Origin of the sequence: Actinoplanes sp. NPDC089786 (genome assembly GCF_040684855.1) — a bacterium.
Taxonomy (GTDB): domain Bacteria; phylum Actinomycetota; class Actinomycetes; order Mycobacteriales; family Micromonosporaceae; genus Actinoplanes.
In genome coordinates this window covers 139,787-162,610 of the sequence record NZ_JBFBGU010000017.1, presented here as the reverse complement: position 1 = coordinate 162,610, position 22,824 = coordinate 139,787, and the positions used below count along the sequence as shown (strand labels likewise).

Sequence of the window (22,824 nt, the reverse complement as noted above, 5' to 3'; positions counted from 1 at the left end):
GTACCGTAACCGGCCATGGGTGTGTCGCAGCGGTTGAAGAAGCGGTTCCGCAAGTTCTTGCAGCGTCCGGGTACGACGGTCGATCTCGCGCCGTTCGAGAAGCGGCTCCCCGCGATCGAGGCGCTCGAGGACGACCTGAAGGAACTGGACGACGAGGCGCTGACCGCGAAGGCCGCCGAGGCCACCGATTTCACCGACATCTGCGCCGTCGGACGTGAGGCCGCCCGCCGCGCCCTCGACGAGCGCCCGTTCGACGTGCAGCTGCTCGGCGCGATGGCGCTGCTCTCGGGCAAGGTCGCCGAGATGGCCACCGGTGAGGGCAAGACCCTGACCGCGACGATCGCCGCGTACGGCCACGTCCGCACCGGCCACGGCCCCGTGCACATCCTCACCGTCAACGACTACCTGGCCCGCCGCGACGCCACCTGGATGGAACCGGTCTTCACCCTGCTCGGCCTGACCGTGGGCTGGGTGACCGAATCGTCCACCCCGGAGGAACGACGCGAGGCGTACGGCGCCGACGTCACCTACGTGTCGGTGTCCGAGTCCGGCTTCGACTACCTGCGCGACCAGCTGGTCACCGACGTGGCCGACCGGGTGCAGCGCGACCTCGCGACGTGCATCGTGGACGAGGCCGACTCGATCCTGATCGACGAGGCCCGCGTGCCCATGGTGCTGGCCGGCAGCCTGGCCACCGAGGCCGACCCGGTGCACGAGGCGGCCGATCTGGTCCGTGACCTCAAGGCCGGCAAGGACTACGAGGTGGCCGACGACGCGCGGAGCGTCGCCTTCACCGACGCCGGCCTGAAGAAGCTCGAGGAGAAGCTCGGCATCGACCTGTACGCCGACGACCAGGTCGCCCACCTGTCCGCGGTGAACGTCGCGCTGCACGCCCACGCGCTGCTCCGCCGCGACGTCGACTACATCGTGCGCGGCGGCACGGTCGAGCTGATCGACGAGATGCGCGGCCGGGTCGCCCAGCGGCGGCGCTGGCCCGACGGCCTGCAGGCGGCGGTCGAGGCCAAGGAGGGCCTCACCGCGACGGCCGAGGGCGAGGTCCTCGACACGATCACCGTGCAGGCGTTCATCGCGCTGTACAAGACGAAGTGCGGCATGACCGCGACCGCGGTGCACGTCGGCGAGCAGCTCCGCGAGTACTTCGGCCTCGAGGTCGCGGTGATCCCGCCGAACACCGAGAACATCCGTGAGGACGAGCCCGACCGCATCTACTCGGCGCACGACATGCGCGACGAGGCGCTGGTCGAAGAGATCAAGATCGCCCACGACAAGGGCCGCCCGGTGCTGATCGGCACCCTGGACGTGAAGGCGTCCGAGCTGCTGGCCAAGCAGCTGGCGGCGGCCGGTGTGCCGAGCAACGTGCTGAACGCGAAGAACGACGCGGAAGAGGCGGCGATCATCGCCGAGGCGGGCGCGCTGGCCGCGGTCACCGTGTCGACCCAGATGGCCGGTCGCGGCGTCGACATCCGGCTGGGTGGCTCGGACGAGAAGGACCGCGAGAAGGTGGTCGAGCTCGGCGGGCTGTACGTGATCGGCTCCGGCCGGCACGACAGCCGCCGCGTGGACGACCAGCTCCGTGGCCGCGCCGGCCGGCAGGGCGACCCGGGCGGCTCGGTGTTCTTCGTCAGCCTGGAGGACAACCTGGTCACCCGGCACGCCGGCGACATCCTGCCGGCCTCGCCGCGGATGGACATGGACGGCGTGGTGCACGACGACGCGGTGGAGTACGCCGTCGAGCACGCCCAGCGGGTCGCCGAGGGCGTGAACCACGAGATCCACCGCAACACCTGGCGCTACAGCGTGGTGATCGAGCAGCAGCGGGTGGCGCTGGCCGAGCGCCGCGAGCGCCTGCTCACCTCCGAGGTGGCGGCGATCATGCTGCTGGAGCGGTCGCCCGAGAAGGCCAAGGAGATCGACGAGGACGTGCTCTCCGACGCCGCCCGGTCGATCGCGCTGTTCCACCTCGACCGGCTCTGGGCCGAACACCTGGCCGAGCTGTCCGAGGTCCGCGAGGGTGTGCACCTGCGGGCGCTGGGCAAGCTCGACCCGCTGGACGAGTTCCACCGGGCGGCCGTACCGGCGTTCCAGAAGGTTTTCACCGAGATCGAGGCGCGCACCCTGGCGACCTTCGAAGAGGTCGACCTGTCGGACGGCTGGCAGCCGGACCGCGCCGATCTCGTGCGGCCCAGCGCCACCTGGACCTACCTGGTGCACGACAACCCGTTCGGCTCCGAGCTCGACCGCCTGATCGCGGCGGTCGGCCGGCGCCTCACCTCGAGCGGTAACTAGGACCCCTGGGCGTGGTGTTCGGCGAGCAGGTCGCCGCCGAACTCCGCGCGCGGGCGGCGCAGCACGGTGTGCGCGTGGTTGCCGTCGGCCGTGGTGTTGTCGAATTCGATGAGCAGGTCGTCGCCTTGGATCCGGTAGTAGTGCCCGATGCCGGGTCCGGGCGGCCCCTCCCACGCGAAATGGAGATTATCCGTATTTAACGGATATGCCGAGCGGCCGAGGTAGATCTCCACGAGCTCATCAAGCATGTTTCCGATAGCTCCCGGCATATCGCGACGAGGCAGGCCGACCGGCTCGAGTCGGGACGAGGACGGCCGCGGGCCGGAGTAGATGTCGTACGGCGCCTGGTCGTTCACGATCGCCCGGTCGCGCTGGGCCGGCGGCAGCCCGAGCAGGATCGCGCGGCCCAGGTCTTCCTCGACGCCCAGCGGCCGGAGCGCCGGGCGGCCGGCCAGGTCGACCCGGGCCGGATTGGCGCCCAGGAAGATCGGCGCCGGCGACACCACGCCGTCCACCACCGTGATCGTCACGGACAGGTGGTGCCCCTCGAACCGCCAGGCCCACCGGTCGTCGCCGGGCGTCCCGAAGATCACCACCCGGTAGTCGTCGCTATGCCGGCCGCGGACCCAGTTCTCCCGGCGGTCGAGCACCTCTTCGAGCGCGATCACGGCCATGGCCTGCGCGTACGCCGGGGGAGCGAGCGCGGTCGCGAGCAGCCGGTGTGCGGCCTTGCGGGCCACCGGGCCCATGTCGCCGAGCAGCAGGCCGGGCCGGGGCTCCGGCCGGTACTCCAGCCAGCGCCGCTGCCCGTCCCCGAACGGCCGCCGGGCCACCGCCGCCTGTTGCTCGTCCAGGGCCGCCAGGAACGCCGCCGCGGGGCCCGCCACATCGTCTGCCACCTGCCGAAGATAACCTTCCCGGGTGGGTGACAGCGTCTACGTCGGCCGCGCGGGTGCGGACGGCGCCCGCAATCAGGGCTGGCTGCTGGGACATTTCATGCCCGAGGGCGAACTCCGGCACTCGCGTGACGTCGAGGTGAAGTGGGGCGTCCATCCGCCCGGTGATCGGCGCGCGGCGTGGGCCGTCGGCGAGACGCGTACGGCGTTGCTGGTGCTGATCCGCGGCGCGTTCGACATCGAGTTGCGTGATCGCACCGTGGTCTTGCGAGATCCGGGCGACTACGTCGTCTGGGGTCCCGGTGAAGACCATTCATGGCGAGCCGGTGACCAGGAAACCGTGGTTCTGACCGTGCGGTGGCCATCGGTGCCGGGTTGGCGTCTCCCGCTTACCAGCCATTAAGAAAAAGTCCACATCGTGACGAGAATCGCACACGAGAACGAGTGATATCCGACTGTGCCGGTGGGCCGGGCGCGCTACTGTTTTGCACGGTTCTTTGGCGCGGGAAATGCATTTTCGTGCGCCAATTCACGCGGCGCTGGGGAGGGTCCGATCATGCCGGGCACGGCAGTGAAAGCACGTCCGGGACGGCACAGCACGAGGGCGGCGCGTGTTCCGGCGGCCCGCCGCTCACCCGAACCGGCAACGTTCGAGACGCCCGTGGCGGCGCCCTCGCTGACCCTGACGATCACCATTCCGATGACCGAACAGGAGCTGAGCCCCGAGGCCCAGCGCCTGATCGACGCGGTCCGTGACCTCGCCGAGGCGGGTGGCCAGGTGGCCGAGCGGCCGGCCGCGCTGCTGCCGTCCGAGTTCGCCGGCGAGTTCGGCACCGGCCCCGAGGTGCGACTGCTGGTCGCCTCCCGCCAGGTGCTGGTCGACGGCACGGCCCTGCCGCTGACCCGGCTCGAGTTCGAGCTGCTCCAGTTCCTGGCCGGCAACCGCCGTCGCGTGTTCACCCGCGCCCAGCTGCTGGCCGGCGTGTGGGGCTACGAGCACACCGGTGAGCGCACGGTCGACGTGCACGTCCGCCGGCTGCGCCTCAAGCTCGGCCCGCAGGTGCCGCTGATCACCACGGTCTACGGCGTCGGCTACCGGTTGGCCGACGACGCCAACATCGTGGTTCAGCCGCACGACTGATCTTGCGCGTACGCCCGGTTTCACCCGAGATCCTGATCGAGGAGCTGGCCGACCACCTGGCCGGCTCCGACGACCTGCTGCGGGTGGCCGTCGACGGCGCTCCCGCGGCCCGGCCCGAGGCTCTCGCCGACGCTCTGGTCGACCCGCTGCGGCTGCGCGGCCGTCCGGCCGTCCATGTCCGTGCGGCCGACTTCCTCCGCCCCGCCTCCCTGCGCTTCGAGCTGGGCCGGACCGATCCCGACTCGTTCTACTCGGCCTGGGTCGACGAGGCCGGGCTGCGCCGTGAGGTGCTCGACCCGGCCGGCCCGGGCGGCACCGGCAAGATCATCACCCGGCTCTGGAACGCGGACACCGACCGGGCCGCCCGCGAGCCCTACGCCGACCTGCCCGCCCGCGCGGTCGTGATCGTCAGCGGCGCCCTGCTGCTGGGCGCCGGCCTGCCCTTCGACCTCAGCGTTCACCTGGAACTGTCACCGGCCGCGCTGGCCCGCCGCACCGACCCGGCCGAGGCGTGGACGCTGCCCGCGTACGCCCGCTATGCCGAGGAGGTCGACCCCGCTTCCTTCGCCGATTTTGTGGTCCGGATGGACCATCCAACCCGCCCCGCGCTCGTCCTCGACCGCTTCTGATGTTCCAGGTACTGGACCGCCCAGACCCCTGGTGACCTGCGAATCGAGGGCCTGTTCGCCGGGTCCATAGCGGAAACCAGTACGGACAGTTATGCTCCGACTACTTTTCAGCGAAGATCCGGTTTGGGATCTTCGACGGTGGGTATCAGGCGGCTCCACGGTGTGGAGACTCCTGGCGGGGGAGCCCACCGGTAAGGGGCAGAGGGAAGGGCAGGGGGACGCATGCTCGTCAACGGAGCAGTGATCGCGGGTAAGAGTGCCGTCAAGGGGCGTTCCGCGGAGGAGATCGACCAGATCCGGGTGGTTCTTCGGGAGCGCTTCGACTCGCTCGACACCGAGTACGCCCACGCCGTGGCGGAGAGCCAGAAGCTGCGCCTCGTCGAGATCGGCGACGCCGCCGGTGACGACCAGGCCGACAGCGGGTCCAAGACGGCGGAACGGGACGCGGCCAACTCGCTGCTGCGTACCCTCCTGGACCGGCGTGAGCAGGCGGAGGTCGCCCTGCAGCGCTTGGACGAGGGCACCTACGGCAACTGCGACGGGTGCCACCAGCCCATCCCGGTCGCCCGCCTCGAGGTGTTCCCGTCGGCCACCACCTGTGTGGCCTGCAAGTCGACGCGGGAGCGCCGCGCCGGCTGACCGCGTTTTCGAGAAGTCCGCCGGTCGTGCACCGGCGGACTTCGCCTATCCGGGCTACCGTGCCGGGATGGGGAAGATCCAGGTCGGGACCGCCTCGTGGACCGACCGCACGCTGCTCGACTCGGGCTGGTACCCGCAGACCGCCACCAACCCGGAGAAGCGCCTGGCCTACTACGCCAGACAGTTTCCGGTGGTCGAGGTCGACGCCACCTACTACGGCCCGCCCAACGAGCAGACCACCAGGCTGTGGGCGGAGCGTACGCCCGCCGGGTTCACCTTCAACATCAAGGCGTTCAGCCTGCTCACCGGGCACCCGACCAAGGTCAGCTCGATCTACAAGGACCTGCGTCCGGAGACCGACAAGAAGAACGTCTACCCGCAGGACCTTCCGCCCCAGGCGTACGAGGAGATCTGGTCGCGTTTCCTGAGCGCCCTCGACCCGCTGGTCGAGGCGGGCAAGCTGGGCGCGCTGCTGTTCCAGTTCCCGCCGTGGTTCGGCATCCGCAAGTCCAACAAGGAGTACATGCTCGAGGTGGCCGCCCGGTGCAAGCCGCTGCGCCCGGTCTTCGAGCTACGCAACGCGTCGTGGTTCGAGGGCGCCAACCAGAACGAGACCCTCGACTTCCTGCGCGCCCACAAGCTCCCCTTCGTCTGCGTGGACATGCCGCAGGGCCACAAGTCCTCCGTCCCGCCGATCGTCGCCGCGACCGCCGACCTGGCCGTGGTCCGCTTCCACGGCCACAGCGACAAATGGACGAGCAAGGACATCCACGAGAAGTTCGGGTACGAGTATTCCGCCGACGAACTGGCCACGTGGGCGCCCCGCCTCAAGGAGTTGTCCGCCGAGACCGCCACCACCCAGGTCTTCATGAACAACTGCTACTCCGACTACGCCCAGCGCAACGCGAGCACCCTGATCGACCTGCTCGACGATTAACTGCCGGCCTCCTCGAGCGATTTCACCGGCGATACCCTATCGACCCGGGACGATGACCGCTTCCTTGAGCAGGCGCCGGGCCAGCACGAGACGGTCGGCGTCGTCGTCGAGCGGAAGATCCCCGACGCGGTACGGCTCGCCGGACAGAACCATGCGCAGCGCGGTCGCGCAGTAGGCCGGGAACCGCAGCGTCCGCCCCGACAACCGCAGCACGACGTGCTCGGCGCCGTCCTCGGCCAGCCGCCAGCGCAACCCGTGCCGGGCCCGGACCAGGTCGTCCGGGGTCAGCGCCTCGGCGAAGTCGAGCTGGGACAGCGGCGCGATCGGCGCCGGGCGGGCGGCCGGCCACACCCGCTCGCGCAGGCCGTCGGCGACCTCCTCGGGGTCGGCCGTGGGCAGCCACTCCTGGAGGGCGGCGACCGTGTCGGCGAGCGCGGGGCCGATCGCCGCCGGATCGGTCAGGTCGAGCCCGTACGGCAGGGTCGCCCGCAACCGCTGATCGGAGGCGGCCAGCCGGAGCAGCTCCTCGACGATCGTGTAGCGGGTGAACGCGCGGATCCCGATGGTCAGGTGCAGCGACCGCGCGTCCTGCGCCGAGGCGGCGTGCAGCCAGCCCCGCGGCAGGTACAGCGCGTCGCCCGGCCGGAGGACGACGTCGAGCGCGGGCGCGCCGGATGCCGTGGCGGTCACCTCGTCCCGGCGCTCGCCCCACGCCTGACGTTCCAGCGGCTCGGAGATCACCGGCTCGTGGATGATCCAGCGCTTGGTGCCGTCGACCTGCAGGACGAACACGTCGTGGGTGTCGTAGTGGGTGGCGAAACCCTGGTTGCCGGGCGGGGTCAGGTAGGCATTGACCTGCAGCGGCTGGTTGAGTTCGGCGCCCAGTTCCTGGATGAACTCGATCAGCGGCGGCCAGATGCGGTGCAGGCCCTGGAAGACGAGCGTCGCGCCGTCGGCGTACAGGCGGAGGATCTTGTCGTCGGCGACCTGGTCGCCCACCTCCGCGCCGAGACCGCCGGGCCCGGTGAACCGGGTGGCCGGCAGAACGGTGCCGCGGTCTGCCACCCGCAGGAACGGGGTGCGCAGACCGCGGCGGCTGATCAGCTCGTCCGCGTCGGCGGGGGAGAACAGATCGGTGAAACCACCGCCCGGAAGTTCGCCGGCGCGGGAGAGCAGCGGCTGCCGCCCCCAGTACGCGTCGGCGAACTTGTCCGGGTCGGTCGAGATGATGCGGGAGAGCACGGGTCAGGCCGTGCCGTCAGCGCCGCCGTCGTGGCCGCCCGGGTTGGCGCCGCCGTCCGCGGGGCCTTCACCGCCCGCGCCGCCGTCCGCGCCGCCGTCGTGGCCGCCCGGGTTAGCGCCACCGTCGGCCGGGCCTTCGCCGGCCGCGCTGCCACCAGAAGTGATGTCCTCGTCACTGAGTCGCATGACGATCTCCTTTCGCTGAGATCCCCGGACTACCCTCCAACGGCCCGGGGTATGCACGGCTGGTGTTGATGATCGGAACCTCGGGCTGGCAGTACCGGGACTGGAAGGGCGCCTTCTATCCGGACAAGCTGCCGCAACGGCTGTGGCTGGAGCGATACGCGGAATCCTTCGCGACGGTCGAGGTGAACAACGCCTTCTACCGCCTGCCCGAGAAGTCGACGTTCGAGGGCTGGCGCAAGCGCACGCCCGCCGACTTCTCGTTCGCGGTCAAGATGAGCCGCTACCTCACGCACATCAAGCGGCTGAAGGAGCCCGCGGAGCCGGTGGCCCGGTTCCTCTCGCGGGCCGCCGGGCTCGGCGACAAGCTGGGTCCGGTGCTGATCCAGTTGCCGCCGACGATGCGCGCCGACCCCGCGGCGCTGGACGAGACGCTGCGGCACTTCCCCGCCGACGTCCGCGTCGCCGTCGAGCCGCGGCACCCGTCGTGGTGGACCGACCAGGTGCGCGACGTCCTCGGCGAGCACGGCGCGGCGCTGGCCTGGGCCGACCGCCGGGGACGGCCGCAGTCGCCGTTGTGGGTCACCGCCGGGTGGAGCTACGTGCGCTTCCACGAGGGCCGGGCCAACCCCTGGCCGAGGTACGGGGTGAAAGCCCTCGATTCCTGGCTGTCGCGGCTGCCCGGCCGTGGCGAGGCGTACGCCTATTTCAACAACGACCAGCATTGCGCCGCCGTGGCCGACACGAGCGTCCTGGCGCGGCGGGCCCGGCGTCCCACCAGCCGGACGCCGTAGCCTGATCCGGTGCTGCACATCGAGCTGAACGGCCAGCCTCCGAGCGCCCAGGCGCTGGCCACGATCGCCGTCACCAACTACGGCCACTTCACCTCGATGCAGGTCCGCGACGGCAAGGTCCGCGGCATGGCCCTCCACCTGGCCCGCCTCGACGACGCCAACGAGAAGTTCTTCGGCGACCGCGGCGACGTCGACGACGAACTGCGCCTGCGTTCCTGGATCCGGCACGCCCTCGGCGACCGGTCCGACGCCTCGGTGCGCGTCGCGTACACCGACGAGGGCGTCCTGATCTCGGTCTCCGACCCGGTCGAGGAACCCACCACCCCGATCCGCGTGCGCACCGAGCTCTACGAACGTCCCTGGCCCGAGCAGAAGCACAGCGCCACCATGGGCCTCCGCTACGCCCAGCGCACGGCCCGCGAGGCCGGCTACGACGACGCGCTGTTCATCGGCCCCGACACCCTGATCCGCGAGGGCTCAACCTGGAACGTAGCCTTCTGGGACGGCGGCCAGGTCGTCCTCCCCATGGCCCCCATGCTCAAGGGCGTCACCATAGTTTTGCTCCAGATCGCGATGTCCATGACCGGCATCCCCTGGACCACGCGCCCCGTCCGCCGCGACGACCTCCCCGACCTCCTGGCCGCCGCCGCCGTCAACTCCCACTCCCCGGCCCGCCGCATAGCCGCCGTCGACGACATCGTCTTCGACGAACACGACCAGCTCACCAAGGCCTTGCACACAGCCTGGGACACCGTCCCCTGGGACGACATCTGACACCCGCCCACCTGGCACAACGCCCGTACCCCCGCCCTCCATGATCAACAGCTTGGTCCAGGCCGTAGTCGCTCCCGCCGAGGCGCCGTCGTCCCACCACCCAACTTCAAGATCAAGAGCGTGATGTCGCACCTGGGTGGGTGGCACAGACCGCAGCTCCCGCCGGGGCCGGGCGCGCGGCTCCAAGGCCGCGGGGCGGCCAGAACAGAGCCGCGCACCCTTCATTCTGCGTAAGCGGTCACCCTCCGGCGCTCCGCGCCACCCAACCCCGCCCGCGTCCCATGTTGGCCCCGCCTAACGCCTCCCGCGCCGGCCCCGCCAACGCCTCCCGCGCCGCCCCGAACAACGCTCCTTGCGCCGGTTCCCTCAGCGCGTCAGCCTGCAGCGCGTCAGCCTGAGGCCCCGGCGCGCCACCCCGCAGCCTCTGCGTCGGCCCAGCCCTCGGCGTCGTCCTAGCAGCGCGCCTCCCACGATGCGCGAGCACCCAATGTTCCCATCGGCGCGCGTCCACCCGCGGGGCCGCCTCTCGACGTCCGGCCCGGACCAGCCCACCGGCGCCCTTTGCTCTGAGCGCATATAGGCACCACTTCGATGGCGGTTGTATCCGGATGACATGACCATCCGGGTGGTGCCTATATGCACTCAGAGCAAAGGGGCCGAGGCGGCTTCCCCGGGGCGAGAGGGCGAGGCGCGTCGCGATGCAGCGGTGGGTCATGCGCGGTGTGCCGTGGGCGGTGTGCCGTGGGCGGTGTGCCGTGGGCGGTGTGCCGTGGGCGGTGGGTCATGCGGGGTGCGGTCATGCCGGGGTGGGCAATGCGCGGTTCGGTGGTAGGACGTGTGCGGTGGGAGGTGTTCGGCCTGGGAGTCGGCGGTCGGCGTTCCTCCGGTGGGGTCTTTTGGGCGGCGGATGGCGGGGTGAGCACGGCCACCTGTTGTCGGCGAGGGTGCCGGGCGATGATGTGGGGCGTGGGGGAGCTGGACGAGGCTGCGGCGGTGTTTCAGGGGGTGCGGCCTCGGCTGTTCGGGATCGCGTACCGGATGCTTGGCAGTGTCGGTGAGGCCGAGGATCTGGTGCAGGATGTGTGGTTGCGCTGGCAGGGGGCCGATCGCGGGGTGGTCGAGAATCCGGGGGCGTTCCTGGCTACCACCGCGACGCGGCTGGCGATCAACGCGTTGCGGTCGGCTCGGGCGCGACGGGAGACCCATGTCGGTCCGTGGCTGCCGGAGCCGGTCGACACCAGCGCCGACGGTCGTCGGCGCCGCCCGGGTGGCGAAGTTCATCGCCGCGTTCTCGTCGTGGTACTGGGACGGCGTCACGCTGGAGTGGATCACCGCGAACGGGCGGCCGGGCGCGGTCATGCGCCGTGGTGACGCCCTGCTCGGGCTGGTCACGCTGACCGCCTCCGCGGACGGCATCGACCAGCTCCTGTGGCAGCTGAACACCAGCAAGCTCGGCGCCGTGGCCGGCGGTCGGGCGTAGGCGCCCCAGAAGGCGGTCGGGCGTAGGCGCCTCAGGGCGTAGGCGCCTCAGGCGGCGGTCAGGCGTGATCGCCCCAGACGGCGATCTCGCCCCGGGCCAGGCAGACGATCAGGACGCCGCCGGGGGCGGAGACCGCCCAGGACTCTACGTCGGAGTCGACGCCGACCAGCAGGGACGCGCCGCTCGTGAAGGTGATCATCAGCTCGCCGCCGGTGTAGGTGCGGGCGTCCTGGACGGTGTCGCCGAGCAGGGTGGCCAGGTCGTCCGAGGGATCGTCGCCGGGCTCGACGTAGACGCGGCCGGCGGGGCCGTCGAGGCGGGCGAGGGTTTCGATGAGGACCTGGCTGCCGCCGGCGAAGCCCAGCACGATGGCGTGGCCGAGGCGCACGAATTCCAGCTTCTGCCCGGCGAGCAGGTCGATCGGCCGTGCCTGCGGGGGACGCAATCCGGCGTCCATGTCGGTGACCATGACTGGCAACATGGCGGAACCGTAGAACGGCCCGCCATAAGAGAGCCTTAACGGTGAAAAAGTTTTCAGCCCGCGGGCCGGACCGCCGCCCACAGCAGCGCTGCGGTGAACAGGCCGGTGACCAGCACCGTGGCGATCGCGGTGGGGTCGAGCCCGACGCCGCGGCGGTCGGCGACGCGTTTGGCGCCGAACACGGCGAGGACCGGGCCGACCAGCATCACGATCAGGGCCAGCACGGGCAGGCCGACGGCCCAGTCGCCGCCCGCCTCGCGGCCGGCCCAGCGCAGGACCTGGTGTGCGGCCACGCCGCAGGCGCCGCCGAGGAAGCCGAACGCGGCGAACATGATCGTCGTCGCGCCGGTCAGCGGGCGTGGGGGCGCCGGCTTGAGCCGGGCGGTCGCCGCGGCCTCCTGGAGGTAGTCGTCGGGGCTGCGGTCGCGCTGCTGGGGGATGGTCGGCTCGGGCGCGGTGATGCCGAACCGTTCGGCCTTGCCGCCGGTCTGGTGGACGTAGCTGCTCCAGGCGTCGGCGACCTCGGCCTCGACGCCCTCGCGGGACTTCTGGGCGGCGCGGACGGCCCGCTCGGCCGTCCGGACGCCTTCCTCGGCGATGCGCAGCTTGTCGGCGGCCGCGGCCACCCGCTCGTCGTGCCACTGGGTGGCCTCGTCGCGGTCGGCGGCGGCCGCGGCGTCCAGGCCGGCGAGCTGCCGGACCAGGCCGCGGTAGCCGGCGTCGTCGAGGCCGGGCAGGCGGGCGGGCTGGGGACCGGGGGCGGTCATGAGGCGCCGTAGGGGATGATGACCTCGGCCCCGCGGTGCACCGAACGGTCGAAGTGCAGCGCCCGCCACGGCCGCGGATACCAGGGCGGCGCGCCGGTTCCGGGGAAGAACGGCGACAGTTCACTGCCGTGTACGTCGAGCGCCACCCACGCCCCGATCGGGTCGGTGCGGGACGCCTGCCCGCCGAGCGTGTCCCGCAGCAGCGCCGCGCCCCGCCACCAGCCGAGCACGTGGATCCGCCGTTCCGGTCCTTGCCGCAGGATCCGCAGCACGCTCCCGCCGAGCGACGGCACCGCGTCCACCGCGTAGAGGAAGAGGAAGTGTGGCCGCTCGGCCGGCGCGTCCCCGGCCTCCGCGGCGGTGTCCTCCAGCAGCCAGTCCACGTTGGACGTGTCGTAGAACCCGGTGTCGGCCGGGTTGAGGTCGGACTTGAGCGTGTCCACCGCGCCGCTGGCGTCGGTGTCGAGGCAGGCCACCGAGAAGCGGGCCTCGCCGGGGCCGAACTGCGTGGCCAGCGAGCGCGCCGCGGTGCCGAGGATCGCGCAGGCCTCGTCGATCCGGGTGCCGAGGACGGCGAGGTTGCGGCCGGGGGCGCGGCGCAGTTCGGTCCGCGCCGAGCGCGCCGCCACGTCGATGGTCTCGCCGAGCAGCACCACCGGCGACGCCGGCCGCAGCCCGCCCTGGAGCTTGCGGAAGTCGGGGCTGTCCTCGAGCCGCGGGATGGCGTCGCCGTCGAACAGCCGCGGCGCCGGCAGCTCCTGCGGGCGCCGCCGCCACAGCCGGTGCTGCAGCTCGCTCCAGCTCGTCCGGTCGCCGGCCGCCGGCACCCGCACGACCTTGTTCGCCGGGTACGCCCCGGAGTCGGCGTTGACCACCGCGTGGTAGCGCGGCAGCGACTCGGCGGCCAGGTTGGTCTCGGCCAGCACCCGCCGCGCCCGGGGCAGGGCGATCCGCAGCGAGAACTGGGCGACCAGCGCCGGCCGCCCCCACAGCGCCTCGATGCCGGACACGTCCTGGCTGGCCAGGACCAGGTGGATGCCCTGGGACCGGCCCCGCCGGGCGAGGTCTTCGAGCAGGTCGACCGCCTCGCCGGCCACCGCGTCCCGGCCGGCCAGCAGCACCTGGAACTCGTCGACCACGGCGACGATCCGGGGCCAGTGGCCGTCCGGGTCCTCGGCCCGCAGCTCGGCCAGGTTGGTGACCTCGTGCCGCTTGGCCGCGTCGGCCCGCCGCCGCAGTTCGCCGCCGAGGAAGCGGAGCAATGCCAGCCCGAACTCGCGGTCGGTGTTCACGTTCACCCCGACCAGGCGTACGTGGGGGAGCCAGCTCGGGTCGCGACGGCCCGGCGCGAACCGGGCGAAGGACACCCCCTCCTTGAAGTCGAGCAGGTAGAAGGCCAGCTCGTGGGGGGAGTAGCGGGCTGACAGGGCGCCCATCCAGGCGTAGATCAGGTTGGTCTTGCCGGTGCCGGACGGGCCGGCGATCAGCGCGTGAGGTGGGTAGTCGGCCAGCGTCACCCGCACCTCGGTGCCCTGCGGGCTGTCGCCCAGCGGGGCGGTCAGCCCGAGCGCCGAATCCTCCTGCCACTCCTCGGCCGGCAGCAGGCTGGCCAGCGCGACCGGGGCCGGCCCGGCGGCCACCTCGTCGGCGATCCGCCGGCTGGTCAGCGTGAGCACCCCGGCGGGCGGCCCGGGGTCGAGCCGGATCGGCAGGTCGCCGGCGCCGCTGGCCCGGGCGTCGTCACCGGGGGCGGCGGCGATCACCTCGATGCCGGGCACCGCCCGCACGCCGAGACCACGGATGACCAGGTGCACCCCGCAGGCCGTGCCGGTGCGCAGCAGCCGTTCCAGCTGCTGGCGTTCGGGCTTGGTCAGGGCGCCCGGGTTGAGCAGGACGGCGATCCGCCACGGTTCGGGGCGGCGCCCGGTGGCGGCGGCCAGCTCGCGCAGGGACGTGTGCTCGCCGGCCAGCACGGTCTCGTTGATCCGGCGTACGTGTTCGACCAGCTCGTCGAGCAGGGCGGGCAGGCCGCCGGGTCCGACGAAGGTGAGCACGCCGGCGCCGGCCAGGGGCGCGAAGCCGGCCAGCCCGCCGCCCAGGTTCTCGGGGTCGTAGCCGGTCAGGCGTACGGTGCCGGGCGGCGCCGAGCCGAGCGCCCGCAGCAGCAGGCCGGCCACCACCTCGTCGCAGAGCCGGTCGTCGTCGCCCCGCACCACCACGTGACCGCGGTCGAGGAGCGGAACCAGGGCCGGAACCTCACCCGAGTACGGCAGGAGCAACCGCCCGATCCGCAGCTCGGGCGCGGTGTCCCCGGGCATGCCGGGGGTCGGCTGCCAGCTCTCCCAGGGGTCACCGGCCGCGCCCGGCGCTCCGGTCTGCCCGGCTGCCGCGGCCGCTCCGGCCAGCGCCGCGAGCTCGTCGTGGTGCCGGTGCGCGATGTCCCGCAGCCGGTTGTCCCGGGCGTGCGCGAGCTGCACGCGTTGCCGGTCGGCCGCGGCGGCCAGCCGGTCGCGGCGTTCGACGGCGGCGATGTGCCGTTGCTGGGCCTCGCTGAGGGTGGCGTCGGCGGCGCCCAGTGCCTGGGCCAGGGCGGCGCGGACGTCGAGCGTCTGCTGGGCGAGTGGATCAGGCATCGGCGCCGTTCATCGGTCGTTCCTCGGGGCGCCGCGGCAGCGGCTCGGGCGCGGTCGGGTCGAGGGTGGACGCGTCCCGGCCGAGGCGGGCGAGCAGCACGCCGGCCACCACGCTGGACGCGACCGCGGAGTCGGCCGGGTGGGGCTGGTCGCCGTCCGGCGACTTGGCCCGGCAGGTGCGGCTGATCACCGCGTCCAGGGCGGCGGGGGAGATGCCGGGCAGCAGCGACCGCACCCGCCCGGAGACCGCTGTCCGCAGCCGGCTCACGTCGTCCGGCCGCGGCTCGTGGCCCAGCAGGTCACCGGCCAGCCGACGGAGCACCGGCCCGGCCGCGGCGGAGAGCGAGAGCCCGGTCGCCGCGTTCACCCCGTGCAGGTCGCGGCCGAGGCTGGCCCGGTCGCCGGCCCGGACCCGGCCGGCCACCCGGCGCAGCAGATCGGTGGTGCCGATCCGGCCGTCGGTGTTGTCGGCCTCGCCGGGCGCCTCGTTGGTGAGCTGTTCGACCCGGCGCTGCCACCACGGCCCGAGGCGTTCCGGCGGCGGCTGCTTGTCCTCGTCGCCGGGCGGCGGGGCGACCTTGTCCTTCTCCTCGTCGCGGTCGAGCCCGGACCGCCAGTCGCGGCCGGCGTCGCCACCCTGGCTCTCGCCGGACAGCCCGACCTGCGCGAGGTACGAGGCGATCGCGTCCTGGGCCAGCCGCAGCGCCGCCGCGGCGTGCTCGGCGTGTTCGGTGGCGTTGCCGAGCTGCGGCACGCCGATCGGGTCGACCGAGGTCTGCCGCACCCAGTTGAGCAGCTCGGTGGCGCTGCGCAGTTTCTCCATGGCGGCGGTCACCAGGCCGGTGGGCAGCTCGTCGGACGTCGCCCGGAGCTGGGCGCCTAACTCCTGCAGCAGCGACATGGCGGCTACAGGGTCGCCGTGTAGGTCTGGGCCTGCTCGACGGCGAGCAGGGTGGCGCCCATGCACTCCTCGAGCTGCTGGTCGGCCTGTGACAGCGAGGCATGCGCGGCGCCGACGGCGTCGTTGGCGCTGCCGTCGAGCGCGGCGGCCAGGCTCTGCTGAGCCTCGCCGAGCTTCTCACGCGCCGCCTGAATCGCCGCCTGACCTTCGGTGACCTGCTGCAACGCGGCATCGACTGCCGCGCGCACCTCGGCGACGCTGGCCACTCGTGCAGCCTCCCGCAGATGAGTACCTGACCACTTCTGGCCAGACTATCGCCCCTTGTGGGGCCCGCGTGCCAGGCCGTCCCATTCATTCAAGCGCACTCATCGTGGTACAGAGGACGGTCCCCGCACCTCGGCGCCAAGGTCAACGACCCGTCGGCGCAGCTCACGGTCTGCTGATACGACGATTACTCTGCGCTCGCGGCCGGCCGAGGTGACCGCGCCGACGATCGCGTCGTCGCCGGAGTTTGGCGCGCTTTCCACCCGTACACCCGGAATAGGTTTTATGCCTCGGGCCTTGCCCTCCACGATCAGGAGCACGTCGAGCGGCCCGGGAAGATCGGGCAGGCCGTCCGTCGCGACCGTGGCCAGCCCGTCGCGCAACCGTGCCGCCGCCCCGGCGCGATCGCGCCACCACCCGTCCGGCTTGGACCCGACGACGTTGGCGGCGTCCACGACCAGGAGCGGGTATTCCGTCATGAGAGCAGCGTCTCACAGCCGAGCGGCGGGAATCCGGCAGAGTTGACTCGACTTGACTCAACTGTGCGTCCGACGCCGGCGCACGTTGGGAGACGGACAAATGAGTGAGTGGGACGACCTGTTCGAGCGCTTCCTCGGCGCGGAATCGCGCCGCCAGCAGCGGATCGACATCACCCGATACATGAGCAACGACGCGCGGGCCGTGCTGTCCGATGCCGCCGCGCGCGCCGCCGAGACCTCGCCCGCGGGCGTGCCGGTGGCCGACCTCGACACCGACCACCTGCTGTGGTCCGCGTTGCAGCGCGAGCCGCTGCGGGCGCTGGCCAAGCGAGCCGGCGCCGACCCCGAGGCGGTCCTGGCCGAGATGGGTACGCCGGACGTCCGTTCCGCGGACCTCCCGGAGACGATCGCGCTGACCCCGGCGGCCAAGCGTGCCCTGCTGGACAGCCTGCAGATCTCCCGGGCCCTCGGATCGTCCTACGTCGGGCCCGAGCATGTGCTGATGGCGCTGGGCCTCAACCCCGACTCGGCGGCCGGCCGGCTGCTGAACGGCAAGATGGACCCGAGGGCCCTGGCCCAGCCGGACCAGCCGGCGGCCGGTGGCAACAGCAAGACGCCGACGGTCGAGCAGTTCGGCGTGGACCTGACCGCGATGGCCCGCCGCGGCGAGATCGACCCGGTGATCGGCCGGGCCGACGAGATCGAGCAGGCCGTCGAGGTGCTGTCCCGGCGGACCAAGAACAACCCGGTGCTGATCGGTGAGGCCGGCGTCGGCAAGACCGCGATCGTCGAGGGCCTGGCCCAGCGCATCGTCGACAACGACGTGCCGCTGACCCTGGAGGGCAAGCGGGTCATCCAGCTCGACCTGGCCGGCCTGGTCGCGGGCACCCGGTTCCGCGGCGACTTCGAGGAGCGGCTGGGCAAGGTGATCGACGAGATCCAGGAGCACGGCGACGACCTGATCGTCTTCCTGGACGAGATCCACACCCTGGTCGGCGCCGGTGGCGGCGGCGAGGGCGGCGGCACGGACGCGAGCAACATGCTCAAGCCGGCGCTGGCCCGCGGCCGGCTCCGGGTGGTCGGCGCGACCACCCTGGACGAGTACCGCAAGCACATCGAGAAGGACGCGGCCCTGGCCCGGCGCTTCCAGCCGGTCATGGTCGGTGAGCCGACGGTCGGAGACACCGTGCAGATCCTGCGCGGCCTGCGGGACAACTACGAGGCCCACCACCAGGTACGGATCACCGACGAGGCGCTGGACGCCGCGGCCGAGCTGTCCGACCGGTACATCACCGATCGGTTCCTGCCGGACAAGGCGATCGACCTGATCGACCAGGCCGGCGCGCGGGTGCGGCTGCGGGTGAAGACCCCGTCGGCCGACGTCCGGCGCGTGGAGGGCGAGCTGGAGCAGCTGACCCGCGACCGCGACCAGGCCGTGGCGGCGGAGAACTACGAGCGCGCGTCCGAGCTCCGCGACCAGATCGCGGCGCTGCAGACGCCGGCCGCCGAGAACAAGGAGGTGCCGCGGGTGACCCCGGTCGACGTGGCCGACGTGGTGTCCCGGGCCACCGGCATCCCGGTCACCCAGCTCACCGAGGAGGAGCGGGACCGCCTGCTGCGCCTCGAGGGGCACCTGCACGACCACGTGGTCGGGCAGGACGACGCGGTGGCCGCGGTGGCCGAGGCCGTGCGGCGTTCCCGCGCCGGGCTCGGCGACCCGGACCGGCCGGTCGGCAGCTTCCTCTTCCTCGGCCCGACCGGGGTCGGCAAGACCGAGCTGGCGCGCTCGCTGGCCGAGGCGCTGTTCGGCGACAGCGACCGGATGGTGCGGCTCGACATGAGCGAGTTCCAGGAGCGGCACACCGTGTCGCGGCTGGTCGGTGCGCCTCCCGGCTACGTCGGCTACGACGAGGCGGGGCAGCTGACCGAGGCGGTGCGGCGGCGTCCGTACAGCGTGGTGCTGCTCGACGAGATCGAGAAGGCCCACCCGGACGTGTTCAACATCCTGCTCCAGGTGCTGGACGACGGGCGGCTGACCGACAGCCAGGGCCGGACGGTGAGCTTCCGGAACACCGTCCTGATCATGACCAGCAACATCGGGTCGGACCTGATCGACGGTTCGCGGCGCAGTGTCGGCTTCGACACCGGGTCGTCGTCGGCCGACGACGCTCTCCGCGAGCAGCTCGACCGGCGGCTGCGGGACTCGTTCCGGCCGGAGTTCGTCAACCGGATCGACGAGATCATCGTCTTCCGCCGGTTGGAGAGCGAGCAGCTGCGGCAGATCACCGAGATGCTGCTGGAGGACACCCGGGGCCGGCTGGGCGTGCAGGACATCGCGCTCGAGGTCACCACGGCCGCGGTGGACTGGCTGGCCGAGCGCGGTTACCAGCCCGAGTTCGGGGCGCGTCCGTTGCGCCGGACGATCCAGCGCGAGCTGGACAACCGGCTGTCCCGGATGTTGCTCGCGGCCGATCTGGCGCCGGGTCAGACGGTCACCGCCGACGTGGTGGACGGTCAGCTCACGCTGACCGCCGGCTCACGCCGCAGCGAGGGTGTTGCCGCCTAGCTGCGGGTAGGCCCGGATCCAGTCGACATAGAGCGGATTGCGGGCGACGACCTCCTGGTAGGCGTCGACCGCCATCCCGATCAGCCGGGGCGCGACCTGGGCGGCGGGTGAGTCGGGGTGCCACCCGAGCACCTGCCGCCAGCGCACCGGCGCGCCGGCCAGCGGCCGGTGGGTGAGTCCGGCGGGCGCGCGGAAGGTGGGCTGACACAGCCCCAGCGCGCCGCCGGAGTCGACCATGTCGACCACCCCGCGGATGTCGGTCTCGAGGCAACGCTTGTGGGTGAAACCGGCGCGGGCGCAGGCCGCCGCGAAGCAGTCGGCGAAGCAGCCGTCGCCGGTGCCGGCCGCCCACTCCTCGTCGGCGAGCACGGCCAGGTCGATCTCGTCGTCCTTGGCGAACGGCGAGTCGGCCTGCATCAGCACGCAGACCGCGTCGATGGCGATGGTCTGCCAGACCAGCCCGTACTCGGCCGACGGCATCGCGTCGCCGCACACGCCGACCTGCGCGAAGTCGAGCTTCCCGTCGCGTACGAGGGTGGCCAGCTCCTCCACGTAGTACGACGCGTGGGTGGAGATCTGCGCCTCGGGCTGGGCCTCGGACAGCCGGTTCACCAGCCCGCCGATCACCGGCCCGCCGACCTGCCCGATCCGGTAGCGGCTCATCGTGTCGTCGGAGCCCGCGCCGGCCAGCCGGGCCGCCTCGTCCTGCAGGCCCTTCATCGCGGGCAGGAGCACCCGGGCCCGGGAGAGGACCAGCTCACCGAGCGCGGTCGGCCGGGCGCCGCGCCGGTCGCGGTCGAAGAGGGGTCCGCCGAGCGTACGTTCGATCCGTTGCAACTGGGCCGTCAGTGCGGGTTGCGCGAGTCCCAGCTGGGACGCCGCCTTGGTCACGCTGCCCGTCTCGGCGATCGCGCAGACCACCTTCAGATGCCGCAGCTCCAGGTTCATAGCGTGACGGTAGGACGTTCGCAGGATCCCGGCTAGACCTTCGGCCAGGCAAAGATCCCCCGTCTGTTGCAAACGGGTTAATTGACAACGGCCGATCAAAGGTCTTTCGCGTACGTTGTGCGCCTCGTCACAGCATCGCGTGCTTTGTCGGCCACCGCGACCACCGGGTCGATCACCTTGTTCCACGGTGGTCTGGCCGGTGTACCGGGATGCGGCCTGGTCGGCGCCGCCTCCTCGGCCGTCTCCACCCGGTTCCCGATCCGGATCAGGTCTTCCATCGGCACCATCTGGGCCAGCAGCGGGAACAGCTCCTCGGCGTCCGCCCGCGCGTGCCGGGCCACCGCCTCGCCGACCGCGGCGGCCGCCTCGGCGAAGCCCGGATCGTCGGGCCTGGCCCGATCCAGGCGTTGCAGCGTCACCAGCAGTTCGTGGTCCTCGGCCAGCTCCCGGTCGGCCAGCCGGTCGCCGTCCGGCACCACCTTGCGGACCGCCGGATACAGGTACTGCTCCTCGGCCGACAGGTGCCGCGACAGCTCGGCGACGAGCGCCTGGGCGTGCCGTCCACGTTCCGGCCCGGCCGGCAGGGCGGTCAGCTCCAGCAGTTCGCGGTGCTGCTCGGAGAGCACGTCGATGACATTGCGACCGGTCGTCTCGCCGCCGACGGGCGGCAGCGGAGGAAGATTCAGCGCGGACACGGCGCCGCTCGTACCCGCCGCCAAGATCTCCGAAACACCTGCCTGGTATGAAAGGCGGATGACCGACACCGCTGTCGACGAGGTCGTCGGCATCTGCCAGGACCTGTTGCGGATCGACACCACCAACACCGGCGACCAGCGCACCACGGTCGGCGAACGCGCCGCCGCCGAGTACGTCGCCGAGAAGCTCACCGAGGTGGGCGTCGAGGTGGTCATCCACGAATCGGCGCCGAAACGGGCCAACCTGGTCGCCCGCATCCCCGGGGCCGACCGCTCCCGCGGCGCCCTGCTCGTGCACGGTCACCTCGACGTGGTGCCGGCCGACGCCAGCGAGTGGTCGGTGCCGCCGTTCTCCGGCGAGGAGAAGGACGGCTACCTGTGGGGCCGCGGCGCGATCGACATGAAGGACTTCGACGCGATGATGCTCGCGACGGTCCGCCACTGGCAGCGGACCGGCGTGGTGCCGCCCCGCGACATCGTGCTCGCGTTCACCGCCGACGAGGAAGCCGGCATGACGTACGGCTCGCAGTTCCTCGTCCGTGAGCACGCCGACCTGTTCGAGGGCTGCACCGAGGCGATCGGCGAGGTCGGCGGCTTCTCCTACACGATCCACGACGACCTGCGGCTCTACCTCGTCGAGACGGCCGAGAAGGGGATCAACTGGCTGCGCCTGCACGCCAGGGGCCGGCCTGGGCACGGCTCGTTCGTGCACGACGACAACGCCGTCACCGCGGTCGCCGAGGCGGTCGCCGCGGTCGGCCGGCACCAGTTCCCGCTGGTGCTCACGCCGACCGTGCAAAGCTTCCTGGAGCGGGTCTCGGACGCGCTGGGCGTCGAGTTCGACCCGGCCGAGCCCGAGCTGACCATCGCCAAGCTCGGCCCGATCGCCAACCTGATCGGCGCCACCCTGCGCAACACGGCCAACCCGACCCGGCTCGAGGCGGGTTACAAGGACAACGTGATCCCCGGCAAGGCGTCCGCCACCATCGATTGCCGCACCCTGCCCGGCCAGGCCGAGATCTTCCTGACGCAGCTGCGCGGCCTGATCGGCCCGGACATCGAGATCGAGCACCTGCAGCAGCAGGCCGCGCTGGAGACCGGCTTCGACGGCGCGCTGGTCGAGGCGATGAGCGCCGCGCTGCGCGCGGAGGACCCGGGCGCGCGGGCGGTTCCCTACATGCTTTCCGGGGGTACGGACGCCAAGGCGTTCACCACCCTGGGCATCCGGTGCTTCGGCTTCGCCCCGCTCAAACTGCCCGCCGACCTCGCCTTCTCCTCGTTGTTCCACGGCATCGACGAGCGCGTCCCGGTCGAGGGACTAAGGTTCGGCGTGCGCGTGCTCGACCGGCTGCTGCGCGCCAGCTGACAACGCAATCCATCGGACCCCACCCGAGAGGACCCAACTCAGATGACCGACCGGATGGCGGACCTTGACGCCGCCCTGGACCGCGTGGTCGATGCCGCCCGCGCGCACCTGGCCGCGGTGAAAGCCGCCGAGGGACGCATCGACGACGACGGCGTCTGGCAGGCGTACGTGGCGCTCAACAACGCCTCGTTCGCCTACGACGAGCAGTTGCTGGACGCCTACGGCGAGGTGACGCCGTGGGACGTCGAGTCGATCGACCCGGACGAGGCCGATCAGCGCTTCGGGCTGGGCGTGGGCGGGCTGGACGGCGCCGAGCCGGCCGACGCGTACGCGCAGGTGATCTCGGTGAAGCAGCGGCGTGACTACCGGGTGCCCAGCGTGTCGGCGCTGCTCCGGGTGGCCGGCGCGGCCCGTCGCAACGCGGTGCCGGAGGACGAGGACCCCGACCCGATCGAGTCGGTCGGCGAGGCCGTGCTCGAGCTGCTGCAGTCCGGTGACGGCTCGCTCAGCTCGCTCGACGTGCCCGAGCTGGAGCCGCTCGACGGCCTGATCACGGTCAGCGAGACCGCCAAGCCGCTCGACCTCGAGGCGTACGAGGACAGCGACGGCGCCGGACCGTTCACGCCCAGCGCGGACGACCTGCTCGTCGGCCGTCTCGACGAGCACCCGTACCTCCCCGAGGAGGAGGACGAGCAGTAGTTC

General features: G+C 72.0%; 23 protein-coding genes and 1 pseudogene. 13 read left to right on the top strand and 11 right to left on the bottom strand.

Annotation, left to right across the window (positions count from 1 at the left end; genetic code table 11):
- Positions 1-15: 15 nt before the first annotated feature.
- On the top strand, positions 16-2,307 hold the full coding sequence (gene secA2, locus AB0O15_RS34870; protein WP_364327730.1) for an accessory Sec system translocase SecA2: 2,292 nt from the start codon (positions 16-18) through the stop codon (positions 2,305-2,307).
- Here secA2 and AB0O15_RS34865 read toward each other — a convergent pair.
- The gene (locus tag AB0O15_RS34865) at positions 2,304-3,206 is read right to left on the bottom strand and encodes a DUF3500 domain-containing protein (protein WP_364327727.1); all 903 of its coding nucleotides are present in this window, start codon (positions 3,204-3,206) and stop codon (positions 2,304-2,306) included. The two genes, secA2 and AB0O15_RS34865, sit on opposite strands and share 4 nt — an antisense overlap.
- A 22-nt stretch (positions 3,207-3,228) precedes the next feature.
- On the opposite strand from AB0O15_RS34865, the gene AB0O15_RS34860 reads away from it, so the two are divergent.
- From AB0O15_RS34860 to AB0O15_RS34840, 5 genes are all read left to right on the top strand, one after another.
- Positions 3,229-3,606, top strand: coding sequence for a signal peptidase I (locus AB0O15_RS34860; RefSeq protein ID WP_364327724.1), 378 nt, complete (start codon positions 3,229-3,231; stop codon positions 3,604-3,606).
- Positions 3,607-3,864: 258 nt separating this feature from the next.
- On the top strand, positions 3,865-4,344 hold the full coding sequence (locus AB0O15_RS34855; protein WP_364327721.1) for a winged helix-turn-helix domain-containing protein: 480 nt from the start codon (positions 3,865-3,867) through the stop codon (positions 4,342-4,344).
- Between the two features lie 2 nt (positions 4,345-4,346).
- A complete protein-coding gene (locus AB0O15_RS34850) occupies positions 4,347-4,973 on the top strand; it encodes a uridine kinase (RefSeq protein WP_364327718.1) in 627 nt (208 codons plus the stop codon).
- A 222-nt stretch (positions 4,974-5,195) separates the two neighbouring features.
- The gene (locus AB0O15_RS34845) at positions 5,196-5,612 is read left to right on the top strand and encodes a TraR/DksA C4-type zinc finger protein (RefSeq protein ID WP_364327716.1); all 417 of its coding nucleotides are present in this window, start codon (positions 5,196-5,198) and stop codon (positions 5,610-5,612) included.
- Between the two features lie 67 nt (positions 5,613-5,679).
- Positions 5,680-6,549 (top strand): DUF72 domain-containing protein, encoded by an 870-nt coding sequence (locus tag AB0O15_RS34840; protein ID WP_364327714.1) that lies wholly within the window; start codon positions 5,680-5,682, stop codon positions 6,547-6,549.
- 36 nt (positions 6,550-6,585) lie between these two features.
- Here the strand turns inward: AB0O15_RS34840 and AB0O15_RS34835 are convergent, their stop codons facing one another.
- The gene (locus tag AB0O15_RS34835) at positions 6,586-7,791 is read right to left on the bottom strand and encodes a cupin domain-containing protein (RefSeq protein WP_364327711.1); all 1,206 of its coding nucleotides are present in this window, start codon (positions 7,789-7,791) and stop codon (positions 6,586-6,588) included.
- A gap of 3 nt (positions 7,792-7,794) precedes the next feature.
- Complete coding sequence (locus AB0O15_RS34830; protein ID WP_364327708.1) at positions 7,795-7,977, bottom strand: hypothetical protein; 183 nt, start codon at positions 7,975-7,977, stop codon at positions 7,795-7,797.
- A gap of 68 nt (positions 7,978-8,045) precedes the next feature.
- Here AB0O15_RS34830 and AB0O15_RS34825 point away from each other — a divergent pair, with 68 nt between their 5' ends.
- The 4 genes and pseudogenes from AB0O15_RS34825 to AB0O15_RS34810 all read left to right on the top strand — a co-directional run bounded on the left by AB0O15_RS34825 (position 8,046) and on the right by AB0O15_RS34810 (position 11,022).
- Entirely contained in the window at positions 8,046-8,768 is a 723-nt protein-coding gene (locus tag AB0O15_RS34825; protein WP_364327849.1) for a DUF72 domain-containing protein, read from the top strand.
- 9 nt (positions 8,769-8,777) lie between these two features.
- Complete coding sequence (locus AB0O15_RS34820; protein WP_364327705.1) at positions 8,778-9,542, top strand: aminotransferase class IV; 765 nt, start codon at positions 8,778-8,780, stop codon at positions 9,540-9,542.
- Between the two features lie 636 nt (positions 9,543-10,178).
- Positions 10,179-10,670 (top strand): annotated as a pseudogene (locus AB0O15_RS34815) (sigma factor); the annotation flags it as partial.
- A 76-nt stretch (positions 10,671-10,746) separates the two neighbouring features.
- Positions 10,747-11,022, top strand: a complete 276-nt coding sequence (locus AB0O15_RS34810; protein ID WP_364327858.1) for a hypothetical protein — start codon at positions 10,747-10,749, stop codon at positions 11,020-11,022.
- A 58-nt stretch (positions 11,023-11,080) separates the two neighbouring features.
- Here AB0O15_RS34810 and AB0O15_RS34805 read toward each other — a convergent pair whose 3' ends face one another.
- From AB0O15_RS34805 to AB0O15_RS34780, 6 genes are all read right to left on the bottom strand, one after another.
- Positions 11,081-11,503 carry a DUF6188 family protein gene (locus AB0O15_RS34805; RefSeq protein WP_364327702.1) on the bottom strand — a complete coding sequence of 141 codons (423 nt, stop codon included), beginning with the start codon at positions 11,501-11,503 and terminating at the stop codon, positions 11,081-11,083.
- 53 nt (positions 11,504-11,556) lie between these two features.
- Entirely contained in the window at positions 11,557-12,270 is a 714-nt protein-coding gene (locus AB0O15_RS34800) for a hypothetical protein (protein WP_364327699.1), read from the bottom strand.
- A complete protein-coding gene (locus AB0O15_RS34795; RefSeq protein ID WP_364327697.1) occupies positions 12,267-14,903 on the bottom strand; it encodes an FtsK/SpoIIIE domain-containing protein in 2,637 nt (878 codons plus the stop codon). Before AB0O15_RS34795 ends, AB0O15_RS34800 begins: the two co-directional genes overlap by 4 nt.
- Entirely contained in the window at positions 14,896-15,804 is a 909-nt protein-coding gene (locus AB0O15_RS34790) for a hypothetical protein (RefSeq protein ID WP_364327694.1), read from the bottom strand. Before AB0O15_RS34790 ends, AB0O15_RS34795 begins: the two co-directional genes overlap by 8 nt.
- Before the next feature lie 5 nt (positions 15,805-15,809).
- Positions 15,810-16,070, bottom strand: a complete 261-nt coding sequence (locus AB0O15_RS34785; protein WP_364327691.1) for a hypothetical protein — start codon at positions 16,068-16,070, stop codon at positions 15,810-15,812.
- A 99-nt stretch (positions 16,071-16,169) separates the two neighbouring features.
- Positions 16,170-16,547 carry a hypothetical protein gene (locus AB0O15_RS34780; RefSeq protein ID WP_364327688.1) on the bottom strand — a complete coding sequence of 126 codons (378 nt, stop codon included), beginning with the start codon at positions 16,545-16,547 and terminating at the stop codon, positions 16,170-16,172.
- A gap of 100 nt (positions 16,548-16,647) precedes the next feature.
- Here AB0O15_RS34780 and AB0O15_RS34775 point away from each other — a divergent pair, with 100 nt between their 5' ends.
- Positions 16,648-19,113: an ATP-dependent Clp protease ATP-binding subunit gene (locus tag AB0O15_RS34775; protein ID WP_364327685.1), complete on the top strand. Its 2,466-nt coding sequence runs from the start codon at positions 16,648-16,650 to the stop codon at positions 19,111-19,113.
- Here AB0O15_RS34775 and AB0O15_RS34770 read toward each other — a convergent pair.
- Together AB0O15_RS34770 and AB0O15_RS34765 are read right to left on the bottom strand one after the other, a co-directional pair.
- Positions 19,084-20,061: a LysR family transcriptional regulator gene (locus AB0O15_RS34770; protein ID WP_364327682.1), complete on the bottom strand. Its 978-nt coding sequence runs from the start codon at positions 20,059-20,061 to the stop codon at positions 19,084-19,086. The genes AB0O15_RS34775 and AB0O15_RS34770 overlap by 30 nt on opposite strands.
- 95 nt (positions 20,062-20,156) lie before the next feature.
- Positions 20,157-20,756, bottom strand: coding sequence for a hemerythrin domain-containing protein (locus tag AB0O15_RS34765; protein WP_364327679.1), 600 nt, complete (start codon positions 20,754-20,756; stop codon positions 20,157-20,159).
- Between the two features lie 58 nt (positions 20,757-20,814).
- On the opposite strand from AB0O15_RS34765, the gene AB0O15_RS34760 reads away from it, so the two are divergent.
- Both AB0O15_RS34760 and AB0O15_RS34755 read left to right on the top strand, forming a co-directional pair.
- Complete coding sequence (locus AB0O15_RS34760; RefSeq protein ID WP_364327676.1) at positions 20,815-22,122, top strand: M20/M25/M40 family metallo-hydrolase; 1,308 nt, start codon at positions 20,815-20,817, stop codon at positions 22,120-22,122.
- A gap of 42 nt (positions 22,123-22,164) precedes the next feature.
- Positions 22,165-22,821, top strand: a complete 657-nt coding sequence (locus tag AB0O15_RS34755) for a hypothetical protein (RefSeq protein ID WP_364327673.1) — start codon at positions 22,165-22,167, stop codon at positions 22,819-22,821.
- The last annotated feature ends 3 nt before the right edge of the window (positions 22,822-22,824 follow it).

Excerpts from the sequence above, each read along its gene's own strand:
- secA2 (WP_364327730.1), top strand. The coding sequence starts at position 16 with ATGGGTGTGTCGCAGCGGTTGAAGAAGCGGTTCCGCAAGTTCTTGCAG.
- AB0O15_RS34845 (WP_364327716.1), top strand. The coding sequence starts at position 5,196 with ATGCTCGTCAACGGAGCAGTGATCGCGGGTAAGAGTGCCGTCAAGGGG.
- AB0O15_RS34840 (WP_364327714.1), top strand. The coding sequence starts at position 5,680 with ATGGGGAAGATCCAGGTCGGGACCGCCTCGTGGACCGACCGCACGCTG.
- AB0O15_RS34830 (WP_364327708.1), bottom strand. The coding sequence starts at position 7,977 with ATGCGACTCAGTGACGAGGACATCACTTCTGGTGGCAGCGCGGCCGGC.
- AB0O15_RS34825 (WP_364327849.1), top strand. The coding sequence starts at position 8,046 with ATGATCGGAACCTCGGGCTGGCAGTACCGGGACTGGAAGGGCGCCTTC.
- AB0O15_RS34810 (WP_364327858.1), top strand. The coding sequence starts at position 10,747 with ATGTCGGTCCGTGGCTGCCGGAGCCGGTCGACACCAGCGCCGACGGTC.
- AB0O15_RS34805 (WP_364327702.1), bottom strand. The coding sequence starts at position 11,503 with ATGTTGCCAGTCATGGTCACCGACATGGACGCCGGATTGCGTCCCCCG.
- AB0O15_RS34800 (WP_364327699.1), bottom strand. The coding sequence starts at position 12,270 with ATGACCGCCCCCGGTCCCCAGCCCGCCCGCCTGCCCGGCCTCGACGAC.
- AB0O15_RS34795 (WP_364327697.1), bottom strand. The coding sequence starts at position 14,903 with ATGCCTGATCCACTCGCCCAGCAGACGCTCGACGTCCGCGCCGCCCTG.
- AB0O15_RS34790 (WP_364327694.1), bottom strand. The coding sequence starts at position 15,804 with ATGTCGCTGCTGCAGGAGTTAGGCGCCCAGCTCCGGGCGACGTCCGAC.
- AB0O15_RS34780 (WP_364327688.1), bottom strand. The coding sequence starts at position 16,547 with ATGACGGAATACCCGCTCCTGGTCGTGGACGCCGCCAACGTCGTCGGG.
- AB0O15_RS34775 (WP_364327685.1), top strand. The coding sequence starts at position 16,648 with ATGAGTGAGTGGGACGACCTGTTCGAGCGCTTCCTCGGCGCGGAATCG.
- AB0O15_RS34770 (WP_364327682.1), bottom strand. The coding sequence starts at position 20,061 with ATGAACCTGGAGCTGCGGCATCTGAAGGTGGTCTGCGCGATCGCCGAG.
- AB0O15_RS34760 (WP_364327676.1), top strand. The coding sequence starts at position 20,815 with ATGACCGACACCGCTGTCGACGAGGTCGTCGGCATCTGCCAGGACCTG.
- AB0O15_RS34755 (WP_364327673.1), top strand. The coding sequence starts at position 22,165 with ATGACCGACCGGATGGCGGACCTTGACGCCGCCCTGGACCGCGTGGTC.